The 22,636-nt window shown below is 65.2% G+C and carries 22 protein-coding genes and 1 tRNA gene; 9 read left to right on the top strand and 14 right to left on the bottom strand.

The window, feature by feature from the left end:
• Positions 1–1,035 carry a methylmalonyl Co-A mutase-associated GTPase MeaB gene (gene meaB / locus BH93_RS13880; RefSeq protein ID WP_052065085.1) on the top strand — a complete coding sequence of 345 codons (1,035 nt, stop codon included), beginning with the start codon at positions 1–3 and terminating at the stop codon, positions 1,033–1,035.
• Here the strand turns inward: meaB and BH93_RS13875 are convergent.
• On the bottom strand, positions 1,012–2,088 hold the full coding sequence (locus BH93_RS13875) for a nucleoside hydrolase (RefSeq protein WP_052065084.1): 1,077 nt from the start codon (positions 2,086–2,088) through the stop codon (positions 1,012–1,014). The two genes, meaB and BH93_RS13875, sit on opposite strands and share 24 nt — an antisense overlap.
• Entirely contained in the window at positions 2,085–2,555 is a 471-nt protein-coding gene (locus tag BH93_RS13870; RefSeq protein ID WP_037174286.1) for an OsmC family protein, read from the bottom strand. The genes BH93_RS13875 and BH93_RS13870 overlap by 4 nt, the downstream gene beginning before the upstream one ends.
• Positions 2,556–2,863: 308 nt before the next feature.
• Between BH93_RS13870 and proP the strand changes: the two genes are divergently transcribed.
• Positions 2,864–4,273, top strand: a complete 1,410-nt coding sequence (proP, locus tag BH93_RS13865; protein ID WP_230594580.1) for a glycine betaine/L-proline transporter ProP — start codon at positions 2,864–2,866, stop codon at positions 4,271–4,273.
• A 33-nt stretch (positions 4,274–4,306) separates the two neighbouring features.
• On the opposite strand, the gene BH93_RS13860 is transcribed toward proP, so the two are convergent.
• The 5 genes from BH93_RS13860 to BH93_RS13840 form a co-directional block, all read right to left on the bottom strand.
• Complete coding sequence (locus BH93_RS13860) at positions 4,307–5,572, bottom strand: CoA transferase (RefSeq protein ID WP_155290943.1); 1,266 nt, start codon at positions 5,570–5,572, stop codon at positions 4,307–4,309.
• 40 nt (positions 5,573–5,612) lie between these two features.
• A complete protein-coding gene (locus BH93_RS13855) occupies positions 5,613–6,878 on the bottom strand; it encodes a saccharopine dehydrogenase family protein (protein WP_052058386.1) in 1,266 nt (421 codons plus the stop codon).
• Positions 6,879–6,921: 43 nt separating this feature from the next.
• Positions 6,922–8,418: a glutamate-cysteine ligase family protein gene (locus BH93_RS13850; protein ID WP_037173776.1), complete on the bottom strand. Its 1,497-nt coding sequence runs from the start codon at positions 8,416–8,418 to the stop codon at positions 6,922–6,924.
• Positions 8,419–8,541: 123 nt separating this feature from the next.
• On the bottom strand, positions 8,542–10,002 hold the full coding sequence (locus BH93_RS13845; RefSeq protein WP_037173775.1) for an SDR family NAD(P)-dependent oxidoreductase: 1,461 nt from the start codon (positions 10,000–10,002) through the stop codon (positions 8,542–8,544).
• Between the two features lie 145 nt (positions 10,003–10,147).
• Positions 10,148–10,233: transfer RNA gene (locus BH93_RS13840), tRNA-Leu, on the bottom strand.
• Between the two features lie 167 nt (positions 10,234–10,400).
• Here BH93_RS13840 and BH93_RS13835 point away from each other — a divergent pair.
• Both BH93_RS13835 and BH93_RS13830 read left to right on the top strand, forming a co-directional pair.
• Positions 10,401–11,771 carry a M20/M25/M40 family metallo-hydrolase gene (locus tag BH93_RS13835; protein WP_371832066.1) on the top strand — a complete coding sequence of 457 codons (1,371 nt, stop codon included), beginning with the start codon at positions 10,401–10,403 and terminating at the stop codon, positions 11,769–11,771.
• A gap of 16 nt (positions 11,772–11,787) precedes the next feature.
• On the top strand, positions 11,788–12,315 hold the full coding sequence (locus BH93_RS13830) for a YbhB/YbcL family Raf kinase inhibitor-like protein (RefSeq protein ID WP_032377863.1): 528 nt from the start codon (positions 11,788–11,790) through the stop codon (positions 12,313–12,315).
• Between the two features lie 60 nt (positions 12,316–12,375).
• Here BH93_RS13830 and BH93_RS13825 read toward each other — a convergent pair whose 3' ends face one another.
• From BH93_RS13825 to BH93_RS13815, 3 genes are all read right to left on the bottom strand, one after another.
• Positions 12,376–13,446 (bottom strand): quinone-dependent dihydroorotate dehydrogenase, encoded by a 1,071-nt coding sequence (locus BH93_RS13825; protein WP_037174283.1) that lies wholly within the window; start codon positions 13,444–13,446, stop codon positions 12,376–12,378.
• A 93-nt stretch (positions 13,447–13,539) separates the two neighbouring features.
• Positions 13,540–13,761, bottom strand: a complete 222-nt coding sequence (locus BH93_RS13820) for a DUF5703 family protein (protein WP_032377864.1) — start codon at positions 13,759–13,761, stop codon at positions 13,540–13,542.
• A gap of 35 nt (positions 13,762–13,796) precedes the next feature.
• Positions 13,797–14,834, bottom strand: coding sequence for a YncE family protein (locus BH93_RS13815; RefSeq protein WP_032377865.1), 1,038 nt, complete (start codon positions 14,832–14,834; stop codon positions 13,797–13,799).
• A 159-nt stretch (positions 14,835–14,993) separates the two neighbouring features.
• Between BH93_RS13815 and BH93_RS13810 the strand changes: the two genes are divergently transcribed.
• Complete coding sequence (locus BH93_RS13810) at positions 14,994–15,359, top strand: hypothetical protein (protein WP_032377866.1); 366 nt, start codon at positions 14,994–14,996, stop codon at positions 15,357–15,359.
• Here BH93_RS13810 and BH93_RS13805 read toward each other — a convergent pair.
• From BH93_RS13805 to BH93_RS13790, 4 genes are all read right to left on the bottom strand, one after another.
• Positions 15,334–16,194, bottom strand: coding sequence for a heme ABC transporter ATP-binding protein (locus tag BH93_RS13805; RefSeq protein ID WP_052065083.1), 861 nt, complete (start codon positions 16,192–16,194; stop codon positions 15,334–15,336). The genes BH93_RS13810 and BH93_RS13805 overlap by 26 nt on opposite strands.
• Entirely contained in the window at positions 16,194–17,261 is a 1,068-nt protein-coding gene (locus tag BH93_RS13800; protein ID WP_052065082.1) for a FecCD family ABC transporter permease, read from the bottom strand. Before BH93_RS13800 ends, BH93_RS13805 begins: the two co-directional genes overlap by 1 nt.
• Entirely contained in the window at positions 17,258–18,268 is a 1,011-nt protein-coding gene (locus tag BH93_RS13795) for a heme/hemin ABC transporter substrate-binding protein (RefSeq protein ID WP_037173774.1), read from the bottom strand. Before BH93_RS13795 ends, BH93_RS13800 begins: the two co-directional genes overlap by 4 nt.
• Before the next feature lie 66 nt (positions 18,269–18,334).
• Entirely contained in the window at positions 18,335–19,267 is a 933-nt protein-coding gene (locus BH93_RS13790) for an aldo/keto reductase (RefSeq protein ID WP_032377868.1), read from the bottom strand.
• Between the two features lie 259 nt (positions 19,268–19,526).
• Between BH93_RS13790 and BH93_RS13785 the strand changes: the two genes are divergently transcribed.
• The 4 genes from BH93_RS13785 to BH93_RS13770 all read left to right on the top strand — a co-directional run bounded on the left by BH93_RS13785 (position 19,527) and on the right by BH93_RS13770 (position 22,621).
• Complete coding sequence (locus BH93_RS13785) at positions 19,527–20,357, top strand: undecaprenyl-diphosphate phosphatase (protein WP_032378487.1); 831 nt, start codon at positions 19,527–19,529, stop codon at positions 20,355–20,357.
• Between the two features lie 20 nt (positions 20,358–20,377).
• Positions 20,378–21,085 carry a histidine phosphatase family protein gene (locus tag BH93_RS13780; RefSeq protein ID WP_037173772.1) on the top strand — a complete coding sequence of 236 codons (708 nt, stop codon included), beginning with the start codon at positions 20,378–20,380 and terminating at the stop codon, positions 21,083–21,085.
• 136 nt (positions 21,086–21,221) lie between these two features.
• On the top strand, positions 21,222–21,812 hold the full coding sequence (locus BH93_RS13775; RefSeq protein ID WP_032378488.1) for a DUF3090 domain-containing protein: 591 nt from the start codon (positions 21,222–21,224) through the stop codon (positions 21,810–21,812).
• A 35-nt stretch (positions 21,813–21,847) separates the two neighbouring features.
• Positions 21,848–22,621, top strand: coding sequence for an SCO1664 family protein (locus BH93_RS13770; protein ID WP_052065142.1), 774 nt, complete (start codon positions 21,848–21,850; stop codon positions 22,619–22,621).
• Positions 22,622–22,636: the final 15 nt, after the last annotated feature.

Below are 22,636 nucleotides of genomic sequence, written 5' to 3'. Positions count from 1 at the left end.
ATGGGTTCTCCGAACGACAACACGAGTACCTCGACCGGTGCAGCGTCGCCGAGAGGCCGAACCATCGACATCGATGCGGTGGCCGACGCGGTCCGAGCGAACGAGCGATCCGGTCTGGCGCGTGCCATCACCCTGGTCGAGTCGACTCGATCGGATCATCGAGACCTTGCTCAGCAGTTGCTTCTTCGGGTTCTGCCCGATGCAGGTGGTTCCCATCGCGTCGGAATCACCGGCGTGCCGGGGGTCGGCAAATCGACCTTCATCGACGCGCTCGGAATGCGGTTGATCGAGAAGGGGCACCGGGTCGCGGTGCTGGCCGTCGATCCGTCGTCGACGCGGACCGGTGGTTCGATCCTGGGTGACAAGACCCGGATGTCGCGATTGGCGGTGCAGGAGAACGCGTACATTCGGCCGTCTCCGACGTCGGGAACTCTGGGCGGAGTGGCGCGTGCGACCCGAGAGACCATCGTCCTGCTCGAAGCAGCCGGTTTCGACGTGATCCTGGTCGAGACGGTGGGCGTCGGACAGTCGGAGGTGACGGTCGCGAACATGGTCGACTGCTTCACGTTCCTCACGCTTGCGCGCACCGGAGATCAGTTGCAGGGCATCAAGAAGGGCGTTCTCGAACTCGCCGATCTGGTGGCCGTCAACAAGGCCGACGGCAAGCACGCGACCGACGCGAAGAACGCGGCGCGGGAGTTGGCGGGCGCGTTGCGGCTGATCTATCCACACGATGCGATCTGGAAGCCCCCGGTGTTGACGATGAGTGCCATCGAGGGCACCGGGCTCGACGAGTACTGGGATACAGTGCTGCGCCATCGGCAAGTACTCAGTGACGCAGGCGAATTCGCAGAGAAGCGTCGCAAGCAGCAGGTCGATTGGACGTGGACGATGGTCAACGATCAGCTGCTGCGCCGGCTGGCGCAGAATCCCTCCGTCAAGGCCATCCGCAGCGACGTCGAGGCCCGGGTGCGCGACGGTTCCCTGACCGCCGCGCTCGCGGCGCAGGAGCTACTCGACGCGTTCGATTCCTGAATCTGCGTCGGCCGCCGGCGTCGCGGGATAGAGCCGGGCGGCGAGAGCTCCGACACGATCGATCAAGCGGTCGAAGAACGCCTCCGGATCGGTGTGCGTCGCGATCGCGACGTTCGCGTCCCTGCCCCACATTCCGCGCCAGTCCGCGACTGTGGTTCCGCGCGTGAGGGTTCCGACGAGTTCGACGTCGACGGTCGCGTGACGGTAGGTGGCGATATCCGCGTCCAGTGCGACAGCGGCCGCGAACGGATCGTGCATGTGCGCCAGGAATCCTTGATCGTGATCACGATGAAATTCCATGTAGAACCGCACCGCGTCGGAGAAGTGCCGCACGATCGGATTCGACGCGGTCGACCGAACCCCTGGTGCATCACTCGACGAGATCACCTCGCCTGGAGAGCTTCCGGCCCGTTCGGCAAGCCGCCGGACGTGTTCCGGCGTCATCTCGATGGTCTCGGTGATGTCGAGCGCACAGACGATGGGGCGACGCTCGGCAGGTAGTCCGGAGAAGGCCGCGAACACCTCCGCGGCTGCCTCCGGGTCCACCGCGATGTTCCATTCGCTGGTAGGTGTGGTGTTGCCCTGGTGTTGGAAGGCTCCGCCCATCAGCACCAGACGCTTCAACAGTCGAGGAAGCTCGGGGTCACGCCGGATCGCCAGCGCGAGATTGGTCAGTGGACCGGTGACGAGACCGGTGATCTCGCCCGGACGCGACCGGACCAGCTCGATCCACATCGTGGTGGCGTCTCGCTCCGACAGCGGTCGCGGCGAGACCGGTAGCTCTGCATACCCGATTCCCTGTGGCCCGTGGGTTTCCTCCGTGGTCATCAGCGGTGCCACGAGCGGCATCTGGGCACCGAGCGCTACTTCGACATCGCCTGCGCGGCACAGGTCGAGCCAGGCCAGGTTGTTCGCGGCAACCTGATCGACCGGCACGTTCCCGGCGGTGGAGGCGATACCCAGTATGTCTGCCTCCTCGGTCGCGAGCAGGTAGAGCAGGGCGAGCGAGTCGTCGATCCCGGTGTCGACGTCGACGATCAGTGGCACCGTCATGCGGCCACCTGCGTGGTCGGGGTGTGGCGAACCGGAAAATTGACCGAACGTGCGATGAAGCACTTCGACGACGCGGATGCGTGCAGTTTCTCGGCGCGGGCCACCATCGACGGGTCGGCCACGCTCACGACCGGGGCCAGGGTGACTTCGACGAACTGCCCGGACCCGTCGGATTGCTCGGTCATCACCCCGGTGGGGGAGTCGATGTAGCCGGTGACGGTCACGCCCGATGCGGCGGCCAGTCCGAGGTACCAGAGCATGTGGCAACTCGACAGCGAGGCCACGAGGAGCTCCTCGGGATTCCAGCGCTCTGCATCTCCGCGGAAGCTGGGATCGGAACTTGCTGCGAGGTCGGGTTTCCCTGGAGCCGAGACAACGTGGTCGCGGTCGTAGCAGGAGGCGCCCGAGGTGCCCTCGCCGCGGTTGCCCGTCCAGTTCACTGTGAGTCCGTAGTTGTGGTTCGGCACGAGTCCATCGTGCCAGTACCGGGCCGAGGGGCGACGGTCCACCTCGTCCCCCGATGTCCGGATCGACCGTATTGCCCCAATTGTCAAGGGGGCCAGGCAAAACGGATCATTCGACCACCGACCTGGCGAAACCTGGACCGATGTCGCTTTTTGTCGTGTTCGCTGTTTGATCAGCGGTCATTCCCCTGGCTAACGTTGCAGCAATGACGGTTGCGCAAGGTCCAGAATCTCCCGAGTCGTCACCCCGACAATCGCGATGGGGACATCGGCATGTCCAACTCCTCCGACGTGACGCGTTCTCCCATCGGATGCGGAGAAAGCCGGCGCTGTCGGAGGAGAGCATCACCGTCGTCGATCAACCGATGCTCAAACGCGCGGTGTCGGCTGCGGCCCTCGGCAACACGATGGAGTGGTTCGACTTCGGTGTCTACGGCTACCTGGCGGCGACGCTGGGCAAGGTGTTCTATCCCGACGCCACGCCCGCGGTTCAGCTCATCTCGACGTTCGCCACGTTCGCCGCAGCATTCGTGGTTCGGCCACTGGGCGGCCTGTTCTTCGGCCCGTTGGGGGACCGAATCGGTCGGCAGAAGGTGCTCGCCGCCACGATGATCATGATGGCCATCGGCACCCTGGCCGTCGGACTCATCCCCAGCTACGCGACCATCGGAATCTGGGCACCGATTCTCCTTCTCGTCGCACGCTTGGTTCAAGGCTTCTCCACCGGCGGTGAGTACGGCGGTGCCACGACCTTCATCGCCGAGTACTCCCCGGACAAACGGCGTGGCTTCCTCGGTAGTTGGCTCGACTTCGGCACCTTCGTCGGGTACGCGATGGGCTCCGGTCTGGTGACGATCCTCAACGCGGTGCTGGGCGAGGCCTCGATGGTCGAATGGGGCTGGCGCATACCGTTCTTCGTTGCCGGCCCGATGGGGCTCATCGGGCTGTATCTACGGCTCAAGCTCGAGGACACTCCCGCATTCCGTAAGCAACTCGACGAACACGACAGCAAGGTGAAAGCGCAGGAGAGTGCACGGAGGTCGGTGGGAAAGATCTTCACCGATCACTGGCGGGCTCTGCTGATCTGCATGGGAATCGTGCTGTTGTACAACGTGACCAACTACATGGTGACGTCGTACCTTCCGACGTACTTCACCGAAGTTGTCGGACGTAGTCAGCTCAGTGCCGACTTGCTCGTGCTTTCGGCGATGATCGTCGTGGTGAGCATCATCGTGCTCGTGGGCCGACTCACCGACAGGATCGGCCGCAAACCGGTATTCGTGTTCGGGGCCGTCGGGCAGATCGTTCTGGCCGTGCCGTGTTTTCTTCTGTTGCGTGGCAGCGGATGGGTCGGGCCGCTCGTCGCGTGCCTCCTGCTCGGCCTCGTACTGGCCTGTTTCGCGGCACCGAGCGCATCGACGCTGCCTGCCCTGTTTCCCACCCGGATTCGCTACGCCGCGCTCTCGATCGGGTTCAACCTGTCGGTTTCCATCTTCGGCGGAACTACGCCCCTGGTGACCTCGGCTCTGGTCAGTGCAACGGGCAGTCCGATGATTCCTGCCTACTACCTCATCGTGAGCGGCGTCATCGGACTCATTGCAGTCGGTTTCCTGCGCGAATCCGCCACGCAACCGCTCGACGGGTCTCCGCCGCAGGTGGATTCGACCGAGGAAGCCAAGGAGCTCTACACCGAGGCATCGGCTTTGGCCGGACGACCCTGACGAGACCCTGGCCCTGACGAGACAGAGGGCACGTCACAACCAGAGCGCCTCGTCGGCTCCCCATGGGCGTGCTGGAAACGGGAAGTCGGCGTAGTCGTCGAACACCGGACGCGCCGCTGTGACGCGACCGTTCGTGACCACACAGTCCGGTGTCGGGGTCTCGACCGGACCGTGATCGGGATCCCGTCCGGGTGATTCGAGCAACCAGGCGGCCGTCCGGGCCAGGGATACTTCGACGGTGGCGGCCGACCCGAATCCGGACGCACGATCGGCCAGCTCCGAGACGATTCCAGCAGCGAGCAGGTACCCGCTCGCGTGGTCCAGCGCCTGGGCCGGCAGGCGCCCGAGTTCTTCACCACTACCTTCGAGTACCGAGATGCCGGTGGCAGCCTGGACGAGACTGTCGAAGCCACGCCGTCCCGACCATGGTCCGCGGGTACCCCAGGCACTGACCCGTCCGTGCAGGACGTCCGCTCGGTGTTCGAGTCCGAAGCGCTCGAGAGCGCCCGGGCGGTACCCGGTAACCAGGACATCGGCGAATTCGAGCAGTCGGTTCACCACTGCACGTCCGTCACGCGTGTTCATGTCCACCGTCGCCGAACGCTTCCCCTGCCCATTTTCCAGGTGCTGCCAGGTGATTTCGGGGCGGTGGGGCGGATCGACGCGAAGCACCTCGGCGCCGAACAGGGCGAGCGCGCGGGTGGCCACCGGTCCGGCGATGACGCGGGTCAGGTCCAGTACCCGCACTCCGGCGAGCGGAGCAGCCGTAGTCCCTCGGAATTCGGGAACTCGATACGTGGCAGAGCCCGTGTCGTCCGAACGCGCGATCACCGGACCGGACCCGGCCGCAATTCCTGCAGGCTCAGCGGACCACTGGTCTTCGGTGCGGACCTGCACTGCCAGAGCGCCGTTCTGTGCGCACGACCATTCGAGATCTGCAGCGGCGATACCCGCCACCCGAGCCGCGAATTCATCTGTGCCGCACCCTTCGTCGAGACCGACTGTCTCGAGCAGCGCGGTCCGGTGGTGCGGATAGTTCGCGTGAGTTCTCACCCAGCCGTCGGACACGCGGAAGAAGCCGGACAGATCTGCGAACGGCTGCACCGGTGCGCCGTCGAGGCGCAGCATCGAGTCACCCATGAACGATGCCGCTATCCGCTCCGCCGACGCGGTCGGGCCCGCGCCGGTGGGGGACGGTCCGAGAACACCCCGCAGCCTGCCGACTGCGGTACCGAGGGCACCAACCGACTCGGCAGCGATGGTCGCCACCGGCAGTGTCGCCGCGAGCCATGCACTCACGGGCGCAGGCCCCGTGCCGATGGGACTGCTGTTCCCGACATCAGTTCCGCTTGGCCCAGATCTCCATTCCGGCCGCGTTGAGACGGTCGATGAGCACGTCGCCGATCGCGGTGGCCGGAGTCAGAACTCCACTGGCCTTCGGCAATGCATCGCCACCGAGCACCAGCGCCAGCGCCGATTCCCCGAGCATCACCGCGGTTGCCTTGTAGCCGGGGTCGCCCGACGCCTTGACCCGGGCCCGGTAGCGAGCACCCGAGGTGGTGAGGGTGTACAGGTCGACGGTGAAATGCCCCTTCTCGCGGGCTTTCTCGCTTGGACCGGTTCCTGGCTTGGGCAAGATGCGGTCGAGGACCTTACCCGGCAATACCGTCATGGCGGACACTCCGACGAACAGCCCTGCCGAGAGCGCCCCGGCGAGTACCGGACTGGCGAACGACGACCCGACGCTCATCACTTCGCTGTAACGGAACTGCTTGCCGTAGGCCCAATCACGAAGAGCGTTGCTGCGCCGGACGACGCGTGTGTTGTAGGAGGCCATCACGAACGGTGCTTTCCATCCGCGCAGGCTCGGGTCGATCTTCTTACCGTCGATCAGGACGGTGTCGAGTTGACGGCCGAGCTGCGGCTCCAGGCCTCGGTCCGGGCTGAGTGAGTACGGTCGAGCGGCGATCCGTCGGGCCCGCTTGTCCTTCTTCATCGCCTCGATCTGTCCTCGCAGCGAGTCGATGGTGCCGCCGCTGACTCCACCGGACATCGAGGTGACCACCAGCGTCGTGTCGGTGAGTTCGCCTGCGTTGTCGGCCGTGACGGCCTCGTACAGGGCATGCACACCGATGTCGGACGGGACGGAATCGAATCCACACGAGTGGACGATGCGTGCTCCGGTGCGCTGAGCGATCTCGTGATTGGCGTCGATGCTCTCGCGGGCGAACAGGACCTCGCCGGTGAGGTCGACGTAGTCCGTGCCGGCTTCGGCGCAGGCCGTGGCCAGCGCCAAACCGTACTTCGCGTAGGGGCCGACCGTGGTGATGACGACCTTGGTGGACCTGGCCATGGTGTTCAGCGACGCGACGTCGGTGGCGTCGGCCTCGAGTGCGGACCAGTGTGCGGCCTTCGGTCCGAGTTCCTTCTGCGCAGCGTGTACCCGTGCGGTCGAACGACCGGCCAGAGCGATGCGTGTGCCGGCCGGAGCGTGCTCGGCAAGGTACTTCGCCGTCAGTTTCCCGACGAAGCCGGTGGCTCCGTAGACGACGATGTCGTAGGTGCGATCGGGGCCGATGGTCGAGTCCGAAGCAGGCGAGTTCATAGCAGCGACACTAACGCGGTTGCCGCACCGAGTCGAAGCGCCGTCAGTTGGTCCAGGTGTGTACGGGCTCTCCGGAGTTCATCTGCGTGACGTAGTCGCCCAGCATTCCGGCGAGGGCTCGATCCCGCTTGTCGCCTGCACGTTCGCGGGCGACGACCGAATTTCGCTGCCAGACCGACCCGGACTGCTTCGCCAGGCACCGCGCTTCGATCACGCCGAGGTACCGGTCGCGCACGGCCGTGTCCACGCCGTAGGCGGCCAATCCGGCATCGGCCATCGGCAGCAGTCGACGCAACACCAGTTCCTGTGGACTGACCCAGCCGACCTCGGGCCAGTACAGCATCGAATCGAAGCCGCCGCGTGCGGCGGAGTGCACGTTCTCCTCCGCAGCGTCGAACGACATCTGCGACCACAACGGTCGATCGGCATCCGCCAGTGCTCGCACCGTGCCGTAGTAGAACGCGGCGTCGGCAAGGGTGTCCACCACCGAAGGTCCGGCCGGGAGGACGCGGTTCTCGAGCCGGATGTGGTGACCGTCGCCGGACCGGTCGTAGATCGGTCGGTTCCACCGGTAGACGGTTCCGTTGTGCATGCGCAGCTCGGCCAGCGACGGCGTCTTTCCCTCGGCCAGCGCAGCCTTGGGGTCCTCGTCGCTGCAGACGGGCAGCAACGCCGGGAAGTAGCGCGAATTCTCCTCGAACAGATCGAAGATCGACGTGATCCATCGTTCGCCGAACCACACCCGTGGCCGAACACCCTGATTCTTCAGCTCCTGGGGGCGGGTATCGGTGGCCTGCTCGAACAGCGGGATGCGAGTTTCGTGCCACAGCGCGCGGCCGGCGAAGAACGGCGAGTTGGCGGCAAGGGCCACCTGAACTCCCGAGAGTGCTTGCGCCGCATTCCAATACGACGCGAACTCGTCGGGCGCGACCTGCAGATGCAACTGAACGGAGGTGCACGCCGCCTCGGGAAGGATGGTGTCGGTGACGATGTCCAGGTCCTCGGTAGCGGCGGCACCGGGCAGTCGAACACCACCGATCTTCAGTTCGATGTCCTCGCCTCTTGCGGCGAATATCTGTTGGTTGAGCAGGTCGTAGCGAGGATTGGCCGACAGCCAGCGGTGCTGAAAGTGTTCTTCGTCCAAGGTCGGGAGCATGCCGATCATGGCGAGACGGCTACCCGAGGTGCGGGCGCGTTCGTCCGCTGCGTTCAGCGAGCGCCGCAGGTCCTCTTCCAGTTCTGCGATGGAGGCACCACGCAACGGCCGAGGATCGACGTTGATCTCGATGTTGAACTGGCCGAGTTCGGTTTGGTAGTCGGGGTCGGCGATGGCGTCGAGCACGGCGGCGTTGGCCATCGAAGGTGCCATGTCGTCGTCGACGAGATTGAGCTCGATCTCCATACCGATCTGCGGCTCACCGACGTGGAAGGTCTCGTCGGCCAGCATGATCGCCAAGGCGTCGAGACAGTCCTGAACTTTCTGACGAAACTCGTGTCGATCCTGCCTGGTGAACTTGCGACGCTCGACGTCCTCGCCCATGGTGACCGCCTATCGGTGCGTGAAGAAGGGCCGATCGCTCACACGTAACGGCTTTTCGAGTATCGCAGCCCGTCTTCGCCCTGGGGCACGCACACCGAAATTACTCCGCAGTCGAAGGCCGACTCACCACGGAGACGGTTGGTAGTCCTTGAGGAAGGAGCCGTACAGATCGTGTCCGAGCTCTCCCTGCACGATCGGGTCGTACACCCGAGCCGCACCGTCCACCAGGTCGAGCGGAGCGTGGAATCCTTCGTCGGCCAGCCGCATCTTGGTGGGGTGCGGGCGCTCGTCGGTGATCCAGCCGGTGTCGACGGCGGTCATCAGAATTCCGCTCTCGAGCATCTCCTTCGCGCTGGTCCGCGTCAGCATGTTCAGCGCGGCCTTGGCCATGTTGGTGTGCGGGTGTCCGGGGCCCTTGTATGCGCGTCCGAACTGGCCCTCCATCGCCGAGACGTTGACGACGTACTTGCGTCGCGCATCCGAGGCTTCCATTGCCGGACGCAGACGCGACACGAGAATGAACGGGGCAACGGAATTGCACAGCTGCACTTCGAGCAACTCGACCGGGTCGACCTGCTCGACGGTGTGGATCCAGCTGTTCGTTTCGGCCAGGTCGGGCACCAGACCGCCTGCATCGATAGCGAGCCCACTCTCGATTCGCTCGGCCGTCACCGAGCCCGCGACCATGGCGAGCGAGGCCACGTCGTCCGCACTCAGTACTGCGGCCGGCTGCCCGCCGAGCGCCGTTGCCGGCAGCGAACTCGCGAGCGACGCAGGGTGGGCATCACTGGTCTTGCCGAACGTGATGCGCTCCGGGCCCGCCCCGTCGGCCAAGGCGGCCGGCAGAGGCTCGGCCTCGGCGTCGGCCAGTGCGCTGTACGAACCGGGGGAGCGCTTGACGGTCTGTGCGGCATTGTTGATCAGAATGTCCAGCGGTCCCTCCGCCGCAACCGAATCGGCAAGGGCCACAACCTGAGCCGGATCACGCAAATCGATCCCGACGACGCGAAGACGATGCAGCCACTGGTCGCTGTCGTCCATCGCGGCGAATCGCCGAACCGCATCGTTGGGGAAGCGGGTGGTGATGGTCGTGTGTGCACCGTCCCGAAGCAGTCGAAGCGCGATGTACATCCCGATCTTCGCCCGACCTCCGGTCAACAACGCGCGTCGTCCGGACAGGTTCGTCCGCGCGTTGCGCTTACCGCGATTGAGCGCCGCGCACTCCGGGCACAGCTGGTGGTAGAACGAGTCGACATCGGTGTAGCGCTGCTTGCAGATGTAGCAGGGGCGAGCCTTGATCAGCGTGCCCGCGATGTCGCCCTCGGCGCGCGAGGTGAGCGAAAGACCCGCAGTCTCGTCGTCGATGCGGTCCGGCGATCCGGTTGCGGTTGCAGCGACGACGGCACGGTCGGCGGCATTGACGGCATTACGCGCGGCGACGCGTCGGGCACGCTTGAGATCTTTGAACATGGCGCCGGAGGCACGTTGAACGGCAATGGAATCAGGATGATTCTTGTCCAATTCGGCGGCCTGCTGCAGCACCCGTAGGCACGTCTCCAGATCGGTGGGGTCGATCGAGTCCATCGTCAATCTCCTAGCATCTGCCCGGTCGAGCCGAACGAGGCGAGTGGAGAACGAAAAAGACCCCGATTCCGAAGAATCAGGGTCCGTTTCGTCTGTCTCAACTCAGATCTTTGAAAATCTTTGTCTGCCTACATCTTTCAGACGGTGTCCGAGGGGGGACTTGAACCCCCACGTCCGTTAATAGGACACTAGCACCTCAAGCTAGCGCGTCTGCCATTCCGCCACTCGGACCAGCGCGACTGGTGTCGCACGTTTCAACCTTGCATTCACAACCGGCCGCTGTGCGCTGCGTTAGATTATCCGACGGGTTCCCGATAACCCAAATCCGCACGTCAGTTCATGTCCGAAGGCGTTCGCCGGTGGTGCCCACAGCGGATTCTGGTGGTAGGAACAACGGTGTGCCCAACGAAGTGAGCAACCCCGGACATCGCACCACCGACAACCCCACCGTCGCCCTCGACGAAGTCGTGGATCTGGTCAGTTCCCTCATTCGATTCGATACGTCGAACACCGGAGAACTCGAGACCACGGTCGGCGAGAAGGAATGCGCCGAGTGGGTGGCGAACAAGCTCGAGGAGGTGGGGTACGAGACCGAGTACGTCGAATCCGGTGCTCCCGGCCGTGGCAACGTGTTCGCCTGGTTGCGCGGAGCGGACTCCTCGCGCGGTGCCCTACTGGTCCACGGCCACCTGGACGTCGTGCCGGCCGAGCCGGCCGATTGGAGCGTGCACCCGTTCTCCGGCGCCGTCGAGGACGGGTACGTGTGGGGTCGTGGTGCGGTCGACATGAAGGACATGGTCGGTATGGCCCTTGCGCTGGCCCGGCAATTCAAATCGAACGGAACCGTGCCGCCGCGCGACATCCTCTTCGCGTTCCTCGCCGACGAGGAGGCGGGTGGCAAGTACGGATCGCATTGGCTGGTCGACAATCGACCCGACCTGTTCGAGGGCGTCACCGAGGCAGTCGGCGAAGTCGGTGGATTCTCACTGACCGTCGCTCGGCCGGACGGCACCGAGAAGCGGCTCTACATGGTCGAGACGGCGGAGAAGAGCCTGGCGTGGATGCGGCTCACCGCCAAGGCCCGCGCCGGCCACGGATCGTTCCTGCACGACGACAACGCCGTGACGTATCTGGCCGAGGCCGTCGCCAAACTCGGCAATCACACGTTTCCGTTGGTCCTCACCGAATCGGTGTCGCAGTTCCTGCACGCGGTCTCCGAGGAGTCCGGCCTCGACTTCGACCCCACCTCGCCGGATATCGACGGCACCCTGCTCAAACTCGGCAGCATCGCGCGCATCGTCGGAGCAACCCTGCGTGACACCGCGAATCCCACGATGCTCTCGGCCGGATACAAGGCCAACGTGATTCCGCAGACCGCGACGGCGGTAGTGGATTGCCGGGTGCTGCCCGGGCGGCAGGCGGCCTTCGAGAAGGAGGTCGACGAGTTGATCGGCCCCAATGTCGAACGGGAATGGATCACCAAGCTCGAACCCTACGAGACCACGTTCGACGGTGACCTCGTCGATGCGATGAACGAGGCCGTCCTCGCGCACGATCCGAACGGCCGAACTGTTCCGTACATGCTGTCCGGGGGTACCGATGCAAAGGCGTTCGCGCGCATCGGGATTCGTTGCTTCGGCTTCGCTCCGTTGAAGCTGCCGCCGGAGCTCGATTTCGCGGCGTTGTTTCACGGCATCGACGAACGAGTACCCGTGGAGTCGTTGGAGTTCGGTACACAGGTACTGGAACACTTCTTGATGCACAGCTGACACGAAAGGAACCATCGTGGCGTACAACCCATACGACTCGCTTCCGGACCTCCCGTCCTTCGAGTTGACGTCCGAGGACGTCGAGGACGGCCAGGCGTTGGCCGCTCAGCAGGTCAGCGGAATCATGGGAGCCGGTGGGCACGACAACTCTCCGCAGCTGTCCTGGTCCGGCTTTCCCGAGGGAACCAAGAGCTTCGCTGTCACCGTCTACGATCCCGACGCTCCTACTGCGTCCGGATTCTGGCACTGGGCAGTGGCGAACATCCCCGTCGAGACGACGTCACTGGTGTCGGGCGCAGGCGACGACGGCGGCACCGGAGTGCCCAGCACCGCGGTGACGCTGAAGAACGACGCGGGCCTGTTCCGCTACATCGGTGCGGCTCCGCCGGCCGGTCATGGTCCGCACCGGTACTTCATCGCCGTCCATGCGGTGGACGTCGAGCGACTCGAAGTGGACGAGACGGCCACCCCGGCCTACCTCGGCTTCAATCTGTTCTCGCACGCCATCGGGCGTGCGGTCATCACCGGCACGTACGAGGCCTGACCTCGGCCCTGTCGTGCGCGTTTTGCGTAGCTCCAGCTACGCAAAACGCGCACAAGGGGATCAGGGCCTGTTCGCCGAACCCACGGCGTCGGCGATCGTGGCGAACCCGTTCTGTTCCAGGCGCGCCGACAGTCCCCGATGAATGCCCTTGATCCACAGCGGGCCGCCGTAGATGAAGCCCGTATAGCCCTGCACCAAGGAAGCGCCTGCGGTGATGCGCTCCCAGGCCTGCGCCTCGGTCTCGATTCCCCCGACCGAGATCAACGTCAGCTGGCTACCCACTCGGCGGTAGAGACGACGCAGCACCTCGAGTGACCGCTCTGCCAGCGGTGCGCCGGACAGGCCTCCAGCTCCCATTTCGGCAACCAGTTCCACATCGCTGCGCAGGTTCGCGCGCGAGATCGTCGTATTGGTGGCCACGATGCCGTCGAGACCGAGTTCGACGGCCAGGTCGGCCACGGCATCGATATCCTCGTCGGAGAGGTCAGGGGCAATCTTGACCAGCACCGGCACGGACACCACCGACTGCACCGCCGCCAGGATCGGGCGCAGTGATTCGACGGCCTGCAGGTCGCGGAGCCCCGGGGTGTTCGGTGAGCTCACGTTGACCACGACAAAATCCGCCAGCGGCCCCAGCAAACGAGCGCTGGCGGTGTAGTCCGCAGCAGCATCGGCGGGTTCTACGATCTTCGTCTTGCCGATGTTGGCACCGATCGGGATCCGGGTGCGCCTCGAGCGCAATCGCTGGGCGGCATGTTCTGCGCCGTGGTTGTTGAATCCCATGCGGTTGACGATGGCGCGGTCGAGGGGCAACCGAAACAATCGAGGCGTCGGATTACCCGGTTGTCCCTGCGCCGTCACGGTGCCGATCTCGGCGAACCCGAACCCGATGGGTTCCCAGTTGTCGATGCCGTCGGCGTTCTTGTCGAAGCCGGCCGCGAGGCCCAGCGGAGCTGGGAAGTCGACGCCGAACACCGTCGAGCGCAGGCGCGGGTCGTCGGCCACGAACGTCTTCTCGGCCAGGAAGCGAAGCGGCGGAACGACTGCCACCGCACGGAGCACACCGAAAGCAAGATGGTGTATCCGCTCCGGTGGCACGAGGAACATCAGGCGCAACAGGGCGCGGTACAGACGGTCTCCCACGGTCTTCTTTCCGATCGATAAGGCTCGGTAGACATGCTGAGGTAGAACTTCCACTGCGGTCGAACGGTACTGCTGTGACGATCAGATTCCGGGTTCCGGGATGTGATGCGCAGTCTTCTTCCGCTTGAGCAGAACACGCCGGCTGCCGTCGGTGTACAGGCGAACCCGCGACAGCTCCCAGCCGCCGAACTCCGCTTGGATCGCGAGCCTCATCGACGCCGTGACCCGAGTGACGTCCGGGGGCAGCCGCAGCGGAACGTACTCCCAGTCGTCGGATGGGGACACTTCCCAGCCGACGGGCATCTTGGCTCGGCCCGGTGTCGAACTCTCGTGTGCGTTCACGTGCCTCCTTGACGACCCGCGGACGGGATGCGCTGCAGCCCGTCGCCGGTTGCCGATCCGATGTACAGATCGCCGGTGTTGTTGTCGACGGCAATCGAGTCAGGCTGCCGCACCGTGGCCAACCGCTCGGTCTCGACGGGAATTCCGGTATCGAGTGTGTATCCGACCACCTCGTTGAGGGCGGGTAACGTCACCCACGCGACGCCGGACTGTTCATCGTAGGCGATCGCCCAGGGCTTCGACCCGACCGGAAACCGTTGCCGCATGAGCAGGTCGTGCGAGGTGAAGACGAGCAACTCCGTGCCGGTCGAATCGGTGACCAGAAGCCGCCCGAATTCGTCGCTGGTCATCTCCGCAGCACCTTCGCCGGCCCGCAGAGCCACTCCGAGGGTGCCGTCGTCCAGATTCAGATCGGTCACCGATGTCTGTCGGCGATCGAGAACCGAGACGCCCTTTGGGGTACTGGCGAGCGCATCGGCAGAGGTGACACTGCCCCCGGAGACCGTACGGGTCACCTGTCCGCTCGCGTCGAGGACGCGGATCGTGCCGGTGTCGTCGCCGACAGCAGTGGTGCCGTCGGGCAGGTCGGCAGCCGACAGGGCATTCGATTCGACGGCCAGATCGGTGCGCTGCCCGTCCGCGACGTCGATCCTTGCCACCGAACCGTTCAGGGGAACCAGGACGGTCGAATCCCGACCGGCAACCAGTTCTGCTCCGGCAGAGCCCAGGTCGATCACCCGCGTCTGCGCCGCCGCGTCGTTGCCGACCAGACTCACCGAGGTCGACGAGTCGGTGAGCGCAGCGAGCGTCCGGGTGACAGGATCGAAGGTGAGCGCGCTGACGGGCGCAAAGTCGGTGACGATTCCGGCAGGAGTCACAGTCGTCGCGGGGGACTGGGCCGGTGGCTGCGGTTCGACCGAAATCTCGTCGGCATTCTCGTCGTCGCTCGAACACCCGCTCACCGACAACACTGTGACCACGGCGAGTGCGGATGCAACTGCCGCTCGAACCGTACGAGCCGACGGTGTTCGCATGGAACCGAACCTACTTCCTTGGTGGCACTGCCCTGTTGTGGCGATGCCACATCTGTACCAGCGTGCGACGATCCCGGTGAAATCGACCGTGCCGGATCGGGTGTCGACCGGCCGTGCCGGGCGAGGCGGTAGCGTGATCGTCCGAGGTGAGTGCACGACATGGGAGTGGACGTGGAATCCGAGGAAGCACACTTCGTCGTCGAAGAAGTGAATGCCGGAACGCATGCGAACGGTTTCGGGCACACCGACGACGGTCGGGCGTTTGCGTTCAGAGTGCACCGCAGCACGCTGTACGTGGAGATCTACCGAGCCGACGTCCGATCCCCGGTGCCGGATCGGTCCGAGGTCGAAGCGGTTTCCGAACACTCGGTCACGGAGATCGATCTGACCGACGAACGCAGCATCATCGGTGTCGTGCGTGACGCGGTCGCACATGCACAGCAGCTGTCCGATGCGTCACAACGAGACACGACGGCAGTCCGAGCCTTCTTCAATCGGGTCAACTCCGTGCTCGAGGGTTTCTGACTCGACGGGGAACGACCAGTTGTTCACCGGTGTCGGGGTGATCGAAGACGTCGACGGGGTGTCCGTACACGCGAGCGAGCAACTCCGAGGTCAGCACCTGTCGCGGCGGACCGACGGCAACGAGTGAGCCCGAGTCGAGTATCGCAACGCGATCTGCGTACGCCGCTGCGAGACCGAGATCGTGCAACACGACGACGACGGCGCGGCCCGCGGCAGCGAGGGAGCGCACCACAGCCATGACGGACTCCTGATGTCCGAGGTCGAGTGCGGCGGTGGGCTCGTCGAGCATGATCGTCGCGGTGTCCTGTGCGATCACCCGTGCCAGCGCAACCCGAGCCTGTTCACCCCCGGACAACGACGCGAATGGTCGACGCGCGAAGCCCGAGACGTCGCATGCAGCCATCGCGGACTCGACCCGAACATCGTCGTTGCGTGCCTCGGCCGTCCCCACCCAGGGGGCACGGCCCATCCGGACTATCTGTTCGGCGGTGAAGGCGAATCCGACAGTGTGGTGCTGCGGCAGCACCGCGCGTCTTCTGGCCAGATCGAGGGACCGGTACGGCTGGGTTCCGAGTGGGCTCGGTGATTGCGACGCCACCACCACCGATCCGGTACCGGGCTCGGTGTCACCCGACAGGACCGAGAGCAGCGTCGACTTTCCCGCGCCGTTGGGTCCTACGAGCGCCAGAATCTCGCCGGCGACGACGTCGAGGTGGACGTCGTCGAGCACCGTTCTCTCGCCCAGCCGCGCACTGACTCCGCGAGCGACGATCGTGTTCGAGCCCGGGATCGGGGCAGCAGGAATGTCGTTGCGAACCCGGCCGAATCGCCGCATCACGCCCAACCGCCTTGCCGAGCGCGAGTGCGACGAAGCAGCCAGAAGAAGAACGGCGCGCCGGCCAGGGAGGTCACCATGCCAAGGGGGAGGTCGACGTTCGCGACGAGGGTGCGCGTGACGAGGTCGGCAGCGAGCAACACGATGGCTCCCGCGAGCGCGCTGGCCGGAATGAGGACGCGATGCGATGGGCCGAGCACCATCCGCATCGCGTGGGGGACGACCAGGCCCACGAACAAGATTATTCCGGTGAACGCGACACCGGATGCGACGAGCAGGGCGACGATCACGATGGCGAATTGTCTGAGACGTTCGACGTTCACTCCGAGATGACGCGCCACGTTCTCCCCGAGCGCCAACAGATCGAGTCGGCGAGCGATCACCAGCGAGGCTGCGATCCCGAGCACCGCCAGTGGGGCGACCACAGCCACCGACTGCCACGTTGCGCCCGCCAAGGACCCCAGTTGCCAGAACACGATCTGATCCCTGGCAGCGGGACTGGCGACGAAGGTGAAGAAGGCGATCACACCGCCTGCAAAGGCATTGACTGCGACGCCGGTGAGGATGAGGGTCACCACCTCGGTGCGGCCACCGTTGCGCGCCAGGAAATACACCGCGATCGTGGTGATCAGCCCGCCGACGAACGCGGCCAGAGCCACACTCCAGACCCCGGCGAAGCTACCACCGAGGACGATGACCGAACTGGCACCGACGGCTGCTCCCGAGGACACTCCCACAACGCCTGGCTCGGCCAGAGGATTCGCGAACACACCCTGCAGCAGTGCGCCCGCGCACCCGAGACACGCGCCGACGAACACTGCGAGGATCAATCGAGGAAATCGGACCTGCCACAACGTCACCTCGCCGCTGGGGTGAGCGGGCAGCGGACCGATGTCGAGACCGGCCCGATGGGCGAGGCTTCCCAGCACTTCCAACGGCGACGTCGGCACTTGCCCGACGACGGCAGAGACCAGCGCCAGGGCAACCAACGCCACGACCGATATGCCGAACGTCACGACGACCCGGCGTGTGTCCGTTCGCGCCCCGATCGGTGATGCCTCGGTCATGACGGCGGGTCGTACACGGCTGTGGACAGTGCTCGCAGCACCTTGCCGGTGTTGGGGCCGAAACTGAGGATGGTGCCGTCGTCCATGTCCACCACGCGGCGTTCTCGACCGGCCGGGGTCTGTGCGATTCCTGGAATCTGCTCGAGTCCCTCGATGCCGCCGATCGACTGCAGTCCTTTTGTCATCATCAGGATGACGTCGGGCGCCGCGGCGATGAGTGCCTCGCTCGTCACCGGCACGAATTGTTCGGTCAGACCGGATTGGACACCCGCGTCCGTCGCCCCGAGCGCCTCGATCAGCGCGTCTGCACCCGAGCCGGGACCGGCGAGCATCTTGATCGCCGGACCACGCATGTAGAGAAAGGCGATCTTCAGCGGTATGTCCGATGTCGGAGTGTCGTCGGCAGCTGCAGCGATATCGGCGTTCGCGCGTTCGGCGAGAGCGCGGCCGGCGTCGGGTACACCGAGTGCGGCGGCAACGGCTTCGATCTGGTCGGCGACCCCGGTCAACGTTCGGGTCGGGTCGAAGTACACGACGGGAATGCCCGCGGCGCGGATCTGGTCCTGCACAGCGCGCGGACCGATGCTGGTGTCGGTGAGTACGACGGTGGGCGAGAGCGCCAGGATTCCCTCGGCGCTCAACGAGTGGCCGGTGGGGGTGACATCGGGCACGTCCTGTGCCGCCGGAAACGCCGCTGATGTGTCGCGTCCGACCAGTTTGTCACCGAGTCCCAGTGCGAAGACCGTCTCGGCCAACGTGCCGTACTGGTCGGCAGCGACGATGCGGCTGTTGTCGGTCACCGTGACGGCGACGCCGTCGAATCCGGTCACGGTGGCGGGTAGCACCGCTTCCGGGTTCTCGGCGACCGGTTCCGGATTCGGGTCTTCGACCACGGCGGTGCGGGGGCCGAATGTGCCGGTGGGCCCGGCGTCGGGCGTGGTCGCCGAGCAGGCGGCCGATAGTGCGGCGACGACAAGCACGGCCGCGAGGCGTTCGACGATCACCATCGAAGGTTAGCCTGTCCGATGTTTCTGGTCGCCCCCGACGTTTCTCGGTGAGAACGACTCGACCGATCAGGCGCTGACGTCGTCCAGGGCGGACGCAATCGCCGGCGGTAGTTCGAGTTCTTCGGCCATCAATGCGCCCATCAGCTGAGCAAGATCGCGGGCACCCACGATAGCGCTGCTCACACCCGGACGATCCCGAGCCCATGCGAGCGCTACGACGAGGGGAGAGGTCGCGAGCCCGTCGGCAGCGGTGACGGCAGCGTCGACGATGCTGACAGCTGAGTCGGTCAGGTAGGACAGCACGGATTCGGCGTGCACCTCGTCGGCACCGCGTGAGTCTGCAGGAATTCCGTTGCGATACTTGCCCGTCAGCACGCCGCCCGCGAGGGGAATTGCGGCCAGGACGCCGATGCCGTGGTGATGTGCTGCAGGAACCAACTCGTCCTCGATCCCGCGGGCAAGCAGGGAGTATTCCGCCTGCGTGGCCACGATCCGACCGGTATCGGCAGCTCCCGCTGCCGTTGCCAACTGCCAGCCGAGGTAGCCGCGGGCACCGGTGTAGCGCACCCGTCCGCTGGTGACGGCATAGTCGAGCGTCGCCGCGACCTCGTCGACAGGCGTCATCGGGTCCCAGGCCGCGACCTGCCACAAGTCGAGATAGTCCGTTCCGAGCTCTCGCAGCGTGGCGTCCAGCTGTCCGAGGAGACCGCGTCGTGAGCAGTCGACGTCGTACCGGCCGTGGCGCGGGTTCAGTCCCGCTGCACTGCTGATCACCAGTTCGTGCCGGGGAACCACGTCGTCGAGCAATTCGGCGAGTACTCGCTGCGCACGACCGTCCCCGTACGCCGGTGACGTATCGACCAGGGTGCCGCCGGCCTCGGCGAACGCCGACAGCTGTGCTGCGGCATCGTCACCGTCGGTTCCGCTGCCCCAGCCGAGGGTGCCGAGGCCGAGTCTGGAGACTCGAAGTCCGCTGGTGCCGACCGATCTCTGCTTCATATGTGCCGAATGTCCTTTTACGTGTGATCGTCGGTGTCGAACTGCACTGTCGCCAGTGCACAGTAGTGCGCCCTGCCGCTGTCTGTGAATGTGCCGCGCCGCGTCGCTCGGCTCGGTACGAACCTGCCTCGCCGGGTACGGTCGTGCCCGTGAATCGCGAATTCAGGGGGCGTGCCGTCGGCCGCGCATCGGTAACGAACAGTCCATCCGCTTCCATATCGGAGATGTCGATGTCGGAGCGGGGTGCCGCATGATCGACATGACGTGGCTGCAGGCGATCATTCTCGGTGCAGTGCAGGGCCTGACGGAATTCCTGCCCATTTCGTCGTCGGGGCACCTCCGCATCGTGTCCGGAGTGTTCTGGAACGAGGACGCGGGTGCCTCGTTCACCGCCGTGACTCAACTCGGCACCGAAGCTGCTGTGCTGCTGTTCTTCTGGCGCGACATCGTCAGGATCGTCAAAGCCTGGTTCGTCGGACTGACGAAGAAGGACGAACGCGGTCTCGATTACCGGATGGGCTGGTACGTGATCATCGCCACCATTCCCATCGGCGTTCTCGGATTGCTGTTCAAAGATCAGATCCGAACCGGTGCCCGCAACCTGTATCTCATTGCGTTCATGCTCATCGCGTTCGCCATCGTCATCGCGGTCGCGGAGAAGGTCGGCCGCAAGGAACGTCCGATCGAGAAGTTGACCACCCGCGACGGCATCGTGATGGGTCTGGCGCAGTGTCTGGCATTGATTCCCGGAGTGTCTCGCTCCGGCGCGACGACCAGCGCCGGCCTGTTCCTCGGCCTCGAACGCGAGGCAGCAGTGCGATTCTCGTTCCTACTCGCCATTCCGGCGGTGACCGCCTCCGGATTGTTCTCGCTGCCCGACGCCTTCGAACCGGTCGGCACGGGACTGGCCGCGTCCGGCCCGCAGTTGCTGGTGGCAACCGTCATCGCCTTCGGCCTCGGCTACGCCTCGATTGCCTGGCTGCTCAAATTCGTCGCGAACCACTCGCTGTACTGGTTTGTCGGGTACCGCATCGTGCTCGGCGTCGTGGTGCTCGGTCTGCTGGCCGGCGGGGTCGTATCGGCTACCTGAGCCCCACTAGGCTCAGAGCAATGACAGTCATCTTGCTTCGGCACGGCCGCTCGACGTCGAATACCGCGGGCACTCTCGCAGGTCGCAGTGCCGGCATCGAACTCGACGACCGTGGGCGCGAGCAGGCGCAGGCGGTCGCGGACCGCCTCGGTGAGCTTCCGGTCGCCGAGATCGTCCGTTCGCCGTTGCTCCGGTGTGAGCAGACGGTGGAGCCCTTGGCGGCCAGGCTCGGCATGTCGCCGGTGGTCGAGGACCGTCTGGTGGAAGTGGACTACGGCCGATGGACCGGCCGGACGATCAAGGAATTACTGGCCGAGCCCCTGTGGAAGGTGGTTCAGCAGCATCCATCGGCAGCTGTGTTTCCCGACGGCGAAGGCCTGGCGACGGTGCAGCAGCGCGCGGTGCAGGCCGTGCGCGAGCACGACGCCCGGTTGGCTGCGCAGCACGGCCGGGACGTGCTGTGGGTGGCGTGCTCACACGGCGATGTCATCAAGTCGGTGCTGTCGGACGCGATGGGTGCCCACCTGGACTCCTTTCAGCGCATCGTCGCCGACCCGGCGTCGATCAGTGTCGTTCGATACACCTCGACGCGGCCGTTCGTTCTGCGGACCAACGACACCGGGTCCGATCTCAGTGCATTCGTACCGAAAGCCGAGGAGCCCGACACGTCGGAATCGGACAATTCGAGCTCTTCCGACGCGGTCGTCGGCGGTGGAGCGGGTAGCTGAGGCGGCCGATTCGGCACCGAAGTCCCCATCGGTGGCAGGCTGGAGAGCAAGCAATACCGTCCGTGGTCGATCTGTGGCCGATAATGAAGGTTCCGCGATGTGCCACGCGGAGCTGTTCGAGTCGTTAGGAGGTGCAATGCCGCGCGCAATACACGTTTTTCGCACCCCTGATCGTTTCGTTGCCGGGACCGTTGGTGAACCGGGCGACCGAACGTTCTTTCTGCAAGCGGTGCACGACGCACGAGTGGTGTCGGTCGCGCTGGAAAAGCAGCAGGTTCAGGTCCTGGCCGACCGGGTGGGACTTCTGCTCGAGGAAGTGCACCGCAGATTCGGAGCCGATGTGCCGGCCGAGGAAACGGACACGGTGGACACCAGCCCGCTTCTGACACCGATCGACACCGAGTTTCGTGTCGGCACGATGGGACTCGGCTGGGACGCCGATGCCAACGCAGTCGTGGTGGAACTGCTTGCTGTCAGTGAGGTCGAGGTGGACGAATCCGTCGTACTCGACGACACCGACGAAGGCCCAGATGCGGTCCGAGTGTTCCTGACTCCGGTTCAGGCTCGCGAATTCGCGGTCCGATCCGAGCGCGTGATCGCAGCGGGTCGCGCGCCGTGCCCGTTGTGCGGACAGCCGTTGGCACCCGAGGGACACGTCTGCATCAGAACCAACGGATATCGCCGTGGTGCGACGTTCGGACCGGTGACCGAGGTCGACGAGTCTTGACCGTCGACCTGCCTCCGTTCGAGGGCCGCGACACGATGGAGACCGGCGAGCTCACGATCGTCGGGCGAGTGGTTTCGGCCAGCAACGCCACGTTGGTGTGCGAAGCAGGCGAGGGCGATTCGCCTGTCCGGTGCGTCTACAAGCCCGTTCGTGGGGAGGTGCCGCTCTGGGACTTCCCCGACGGCACTCTCGCCGGCCGCGAAGTTGCGTCCTACGAGATATCCGAGTCGCTCGGCTGGGGTGTGATACCGCCGACCGTTCTGCGCGACGGGCCGTTCGGGCCCGGAATGGTGCAGAAGTGGATCGACACACCCGAGGTTCACGCCGAAGGACGAGTCGACCTCGTCGACATCTGTCGACCCGATCTGGTGCCCGCAGGATGGATTCCGGTGTTGCAGGCGTACGACGGCGAGGGAGAAGAGATCGCGCTGATCCACGCCGACGATCCGCGTCTGCAGCGGATGGCAGTCCTCGACGTGATCCTCAACAACGCCGACCGCAAAGGCGGACACGCGCTCGAAGGTCTCGACGGTTACGTGTACGGGGTCGATCACGGCATCTGCCTGCACGCCGAGAACAAATTGCGCACGGTGCTGTGGGGATGGGCCGGCCAGGCGGTGGACGACGCGTTGATGAACGACGTCGTTCGGTTCGTCGAGACCTTCGACGCCGTCACCGCCCCGCGTCTGGTGGACAAGATCACGCTGACCGAAACCATCGCGGTTCTCGATCGGGCACAGGAGCTCATCGCACGCCCAGTCATGCCGGAGCCTCGTTCGAGCAGACCCATACCGTGGCCCGCCTTCTGATCGGGCTCGGATAGG

Origin of the sequence: Rhodococcoides fascians A25f, from assembly GCF_000760935.2 — a bacterium.
Lineage (GTDB): Bacteria > Actinomycetota > Actinomycetes > Mycobacteriales > Mycobacteriaceae > Rhodococcoides.
The sequence above is the reverse complement of the archived record's forward strand: the minus strand, read 5'-3'. Positions and strand labels throughout refer to the sequence as shown.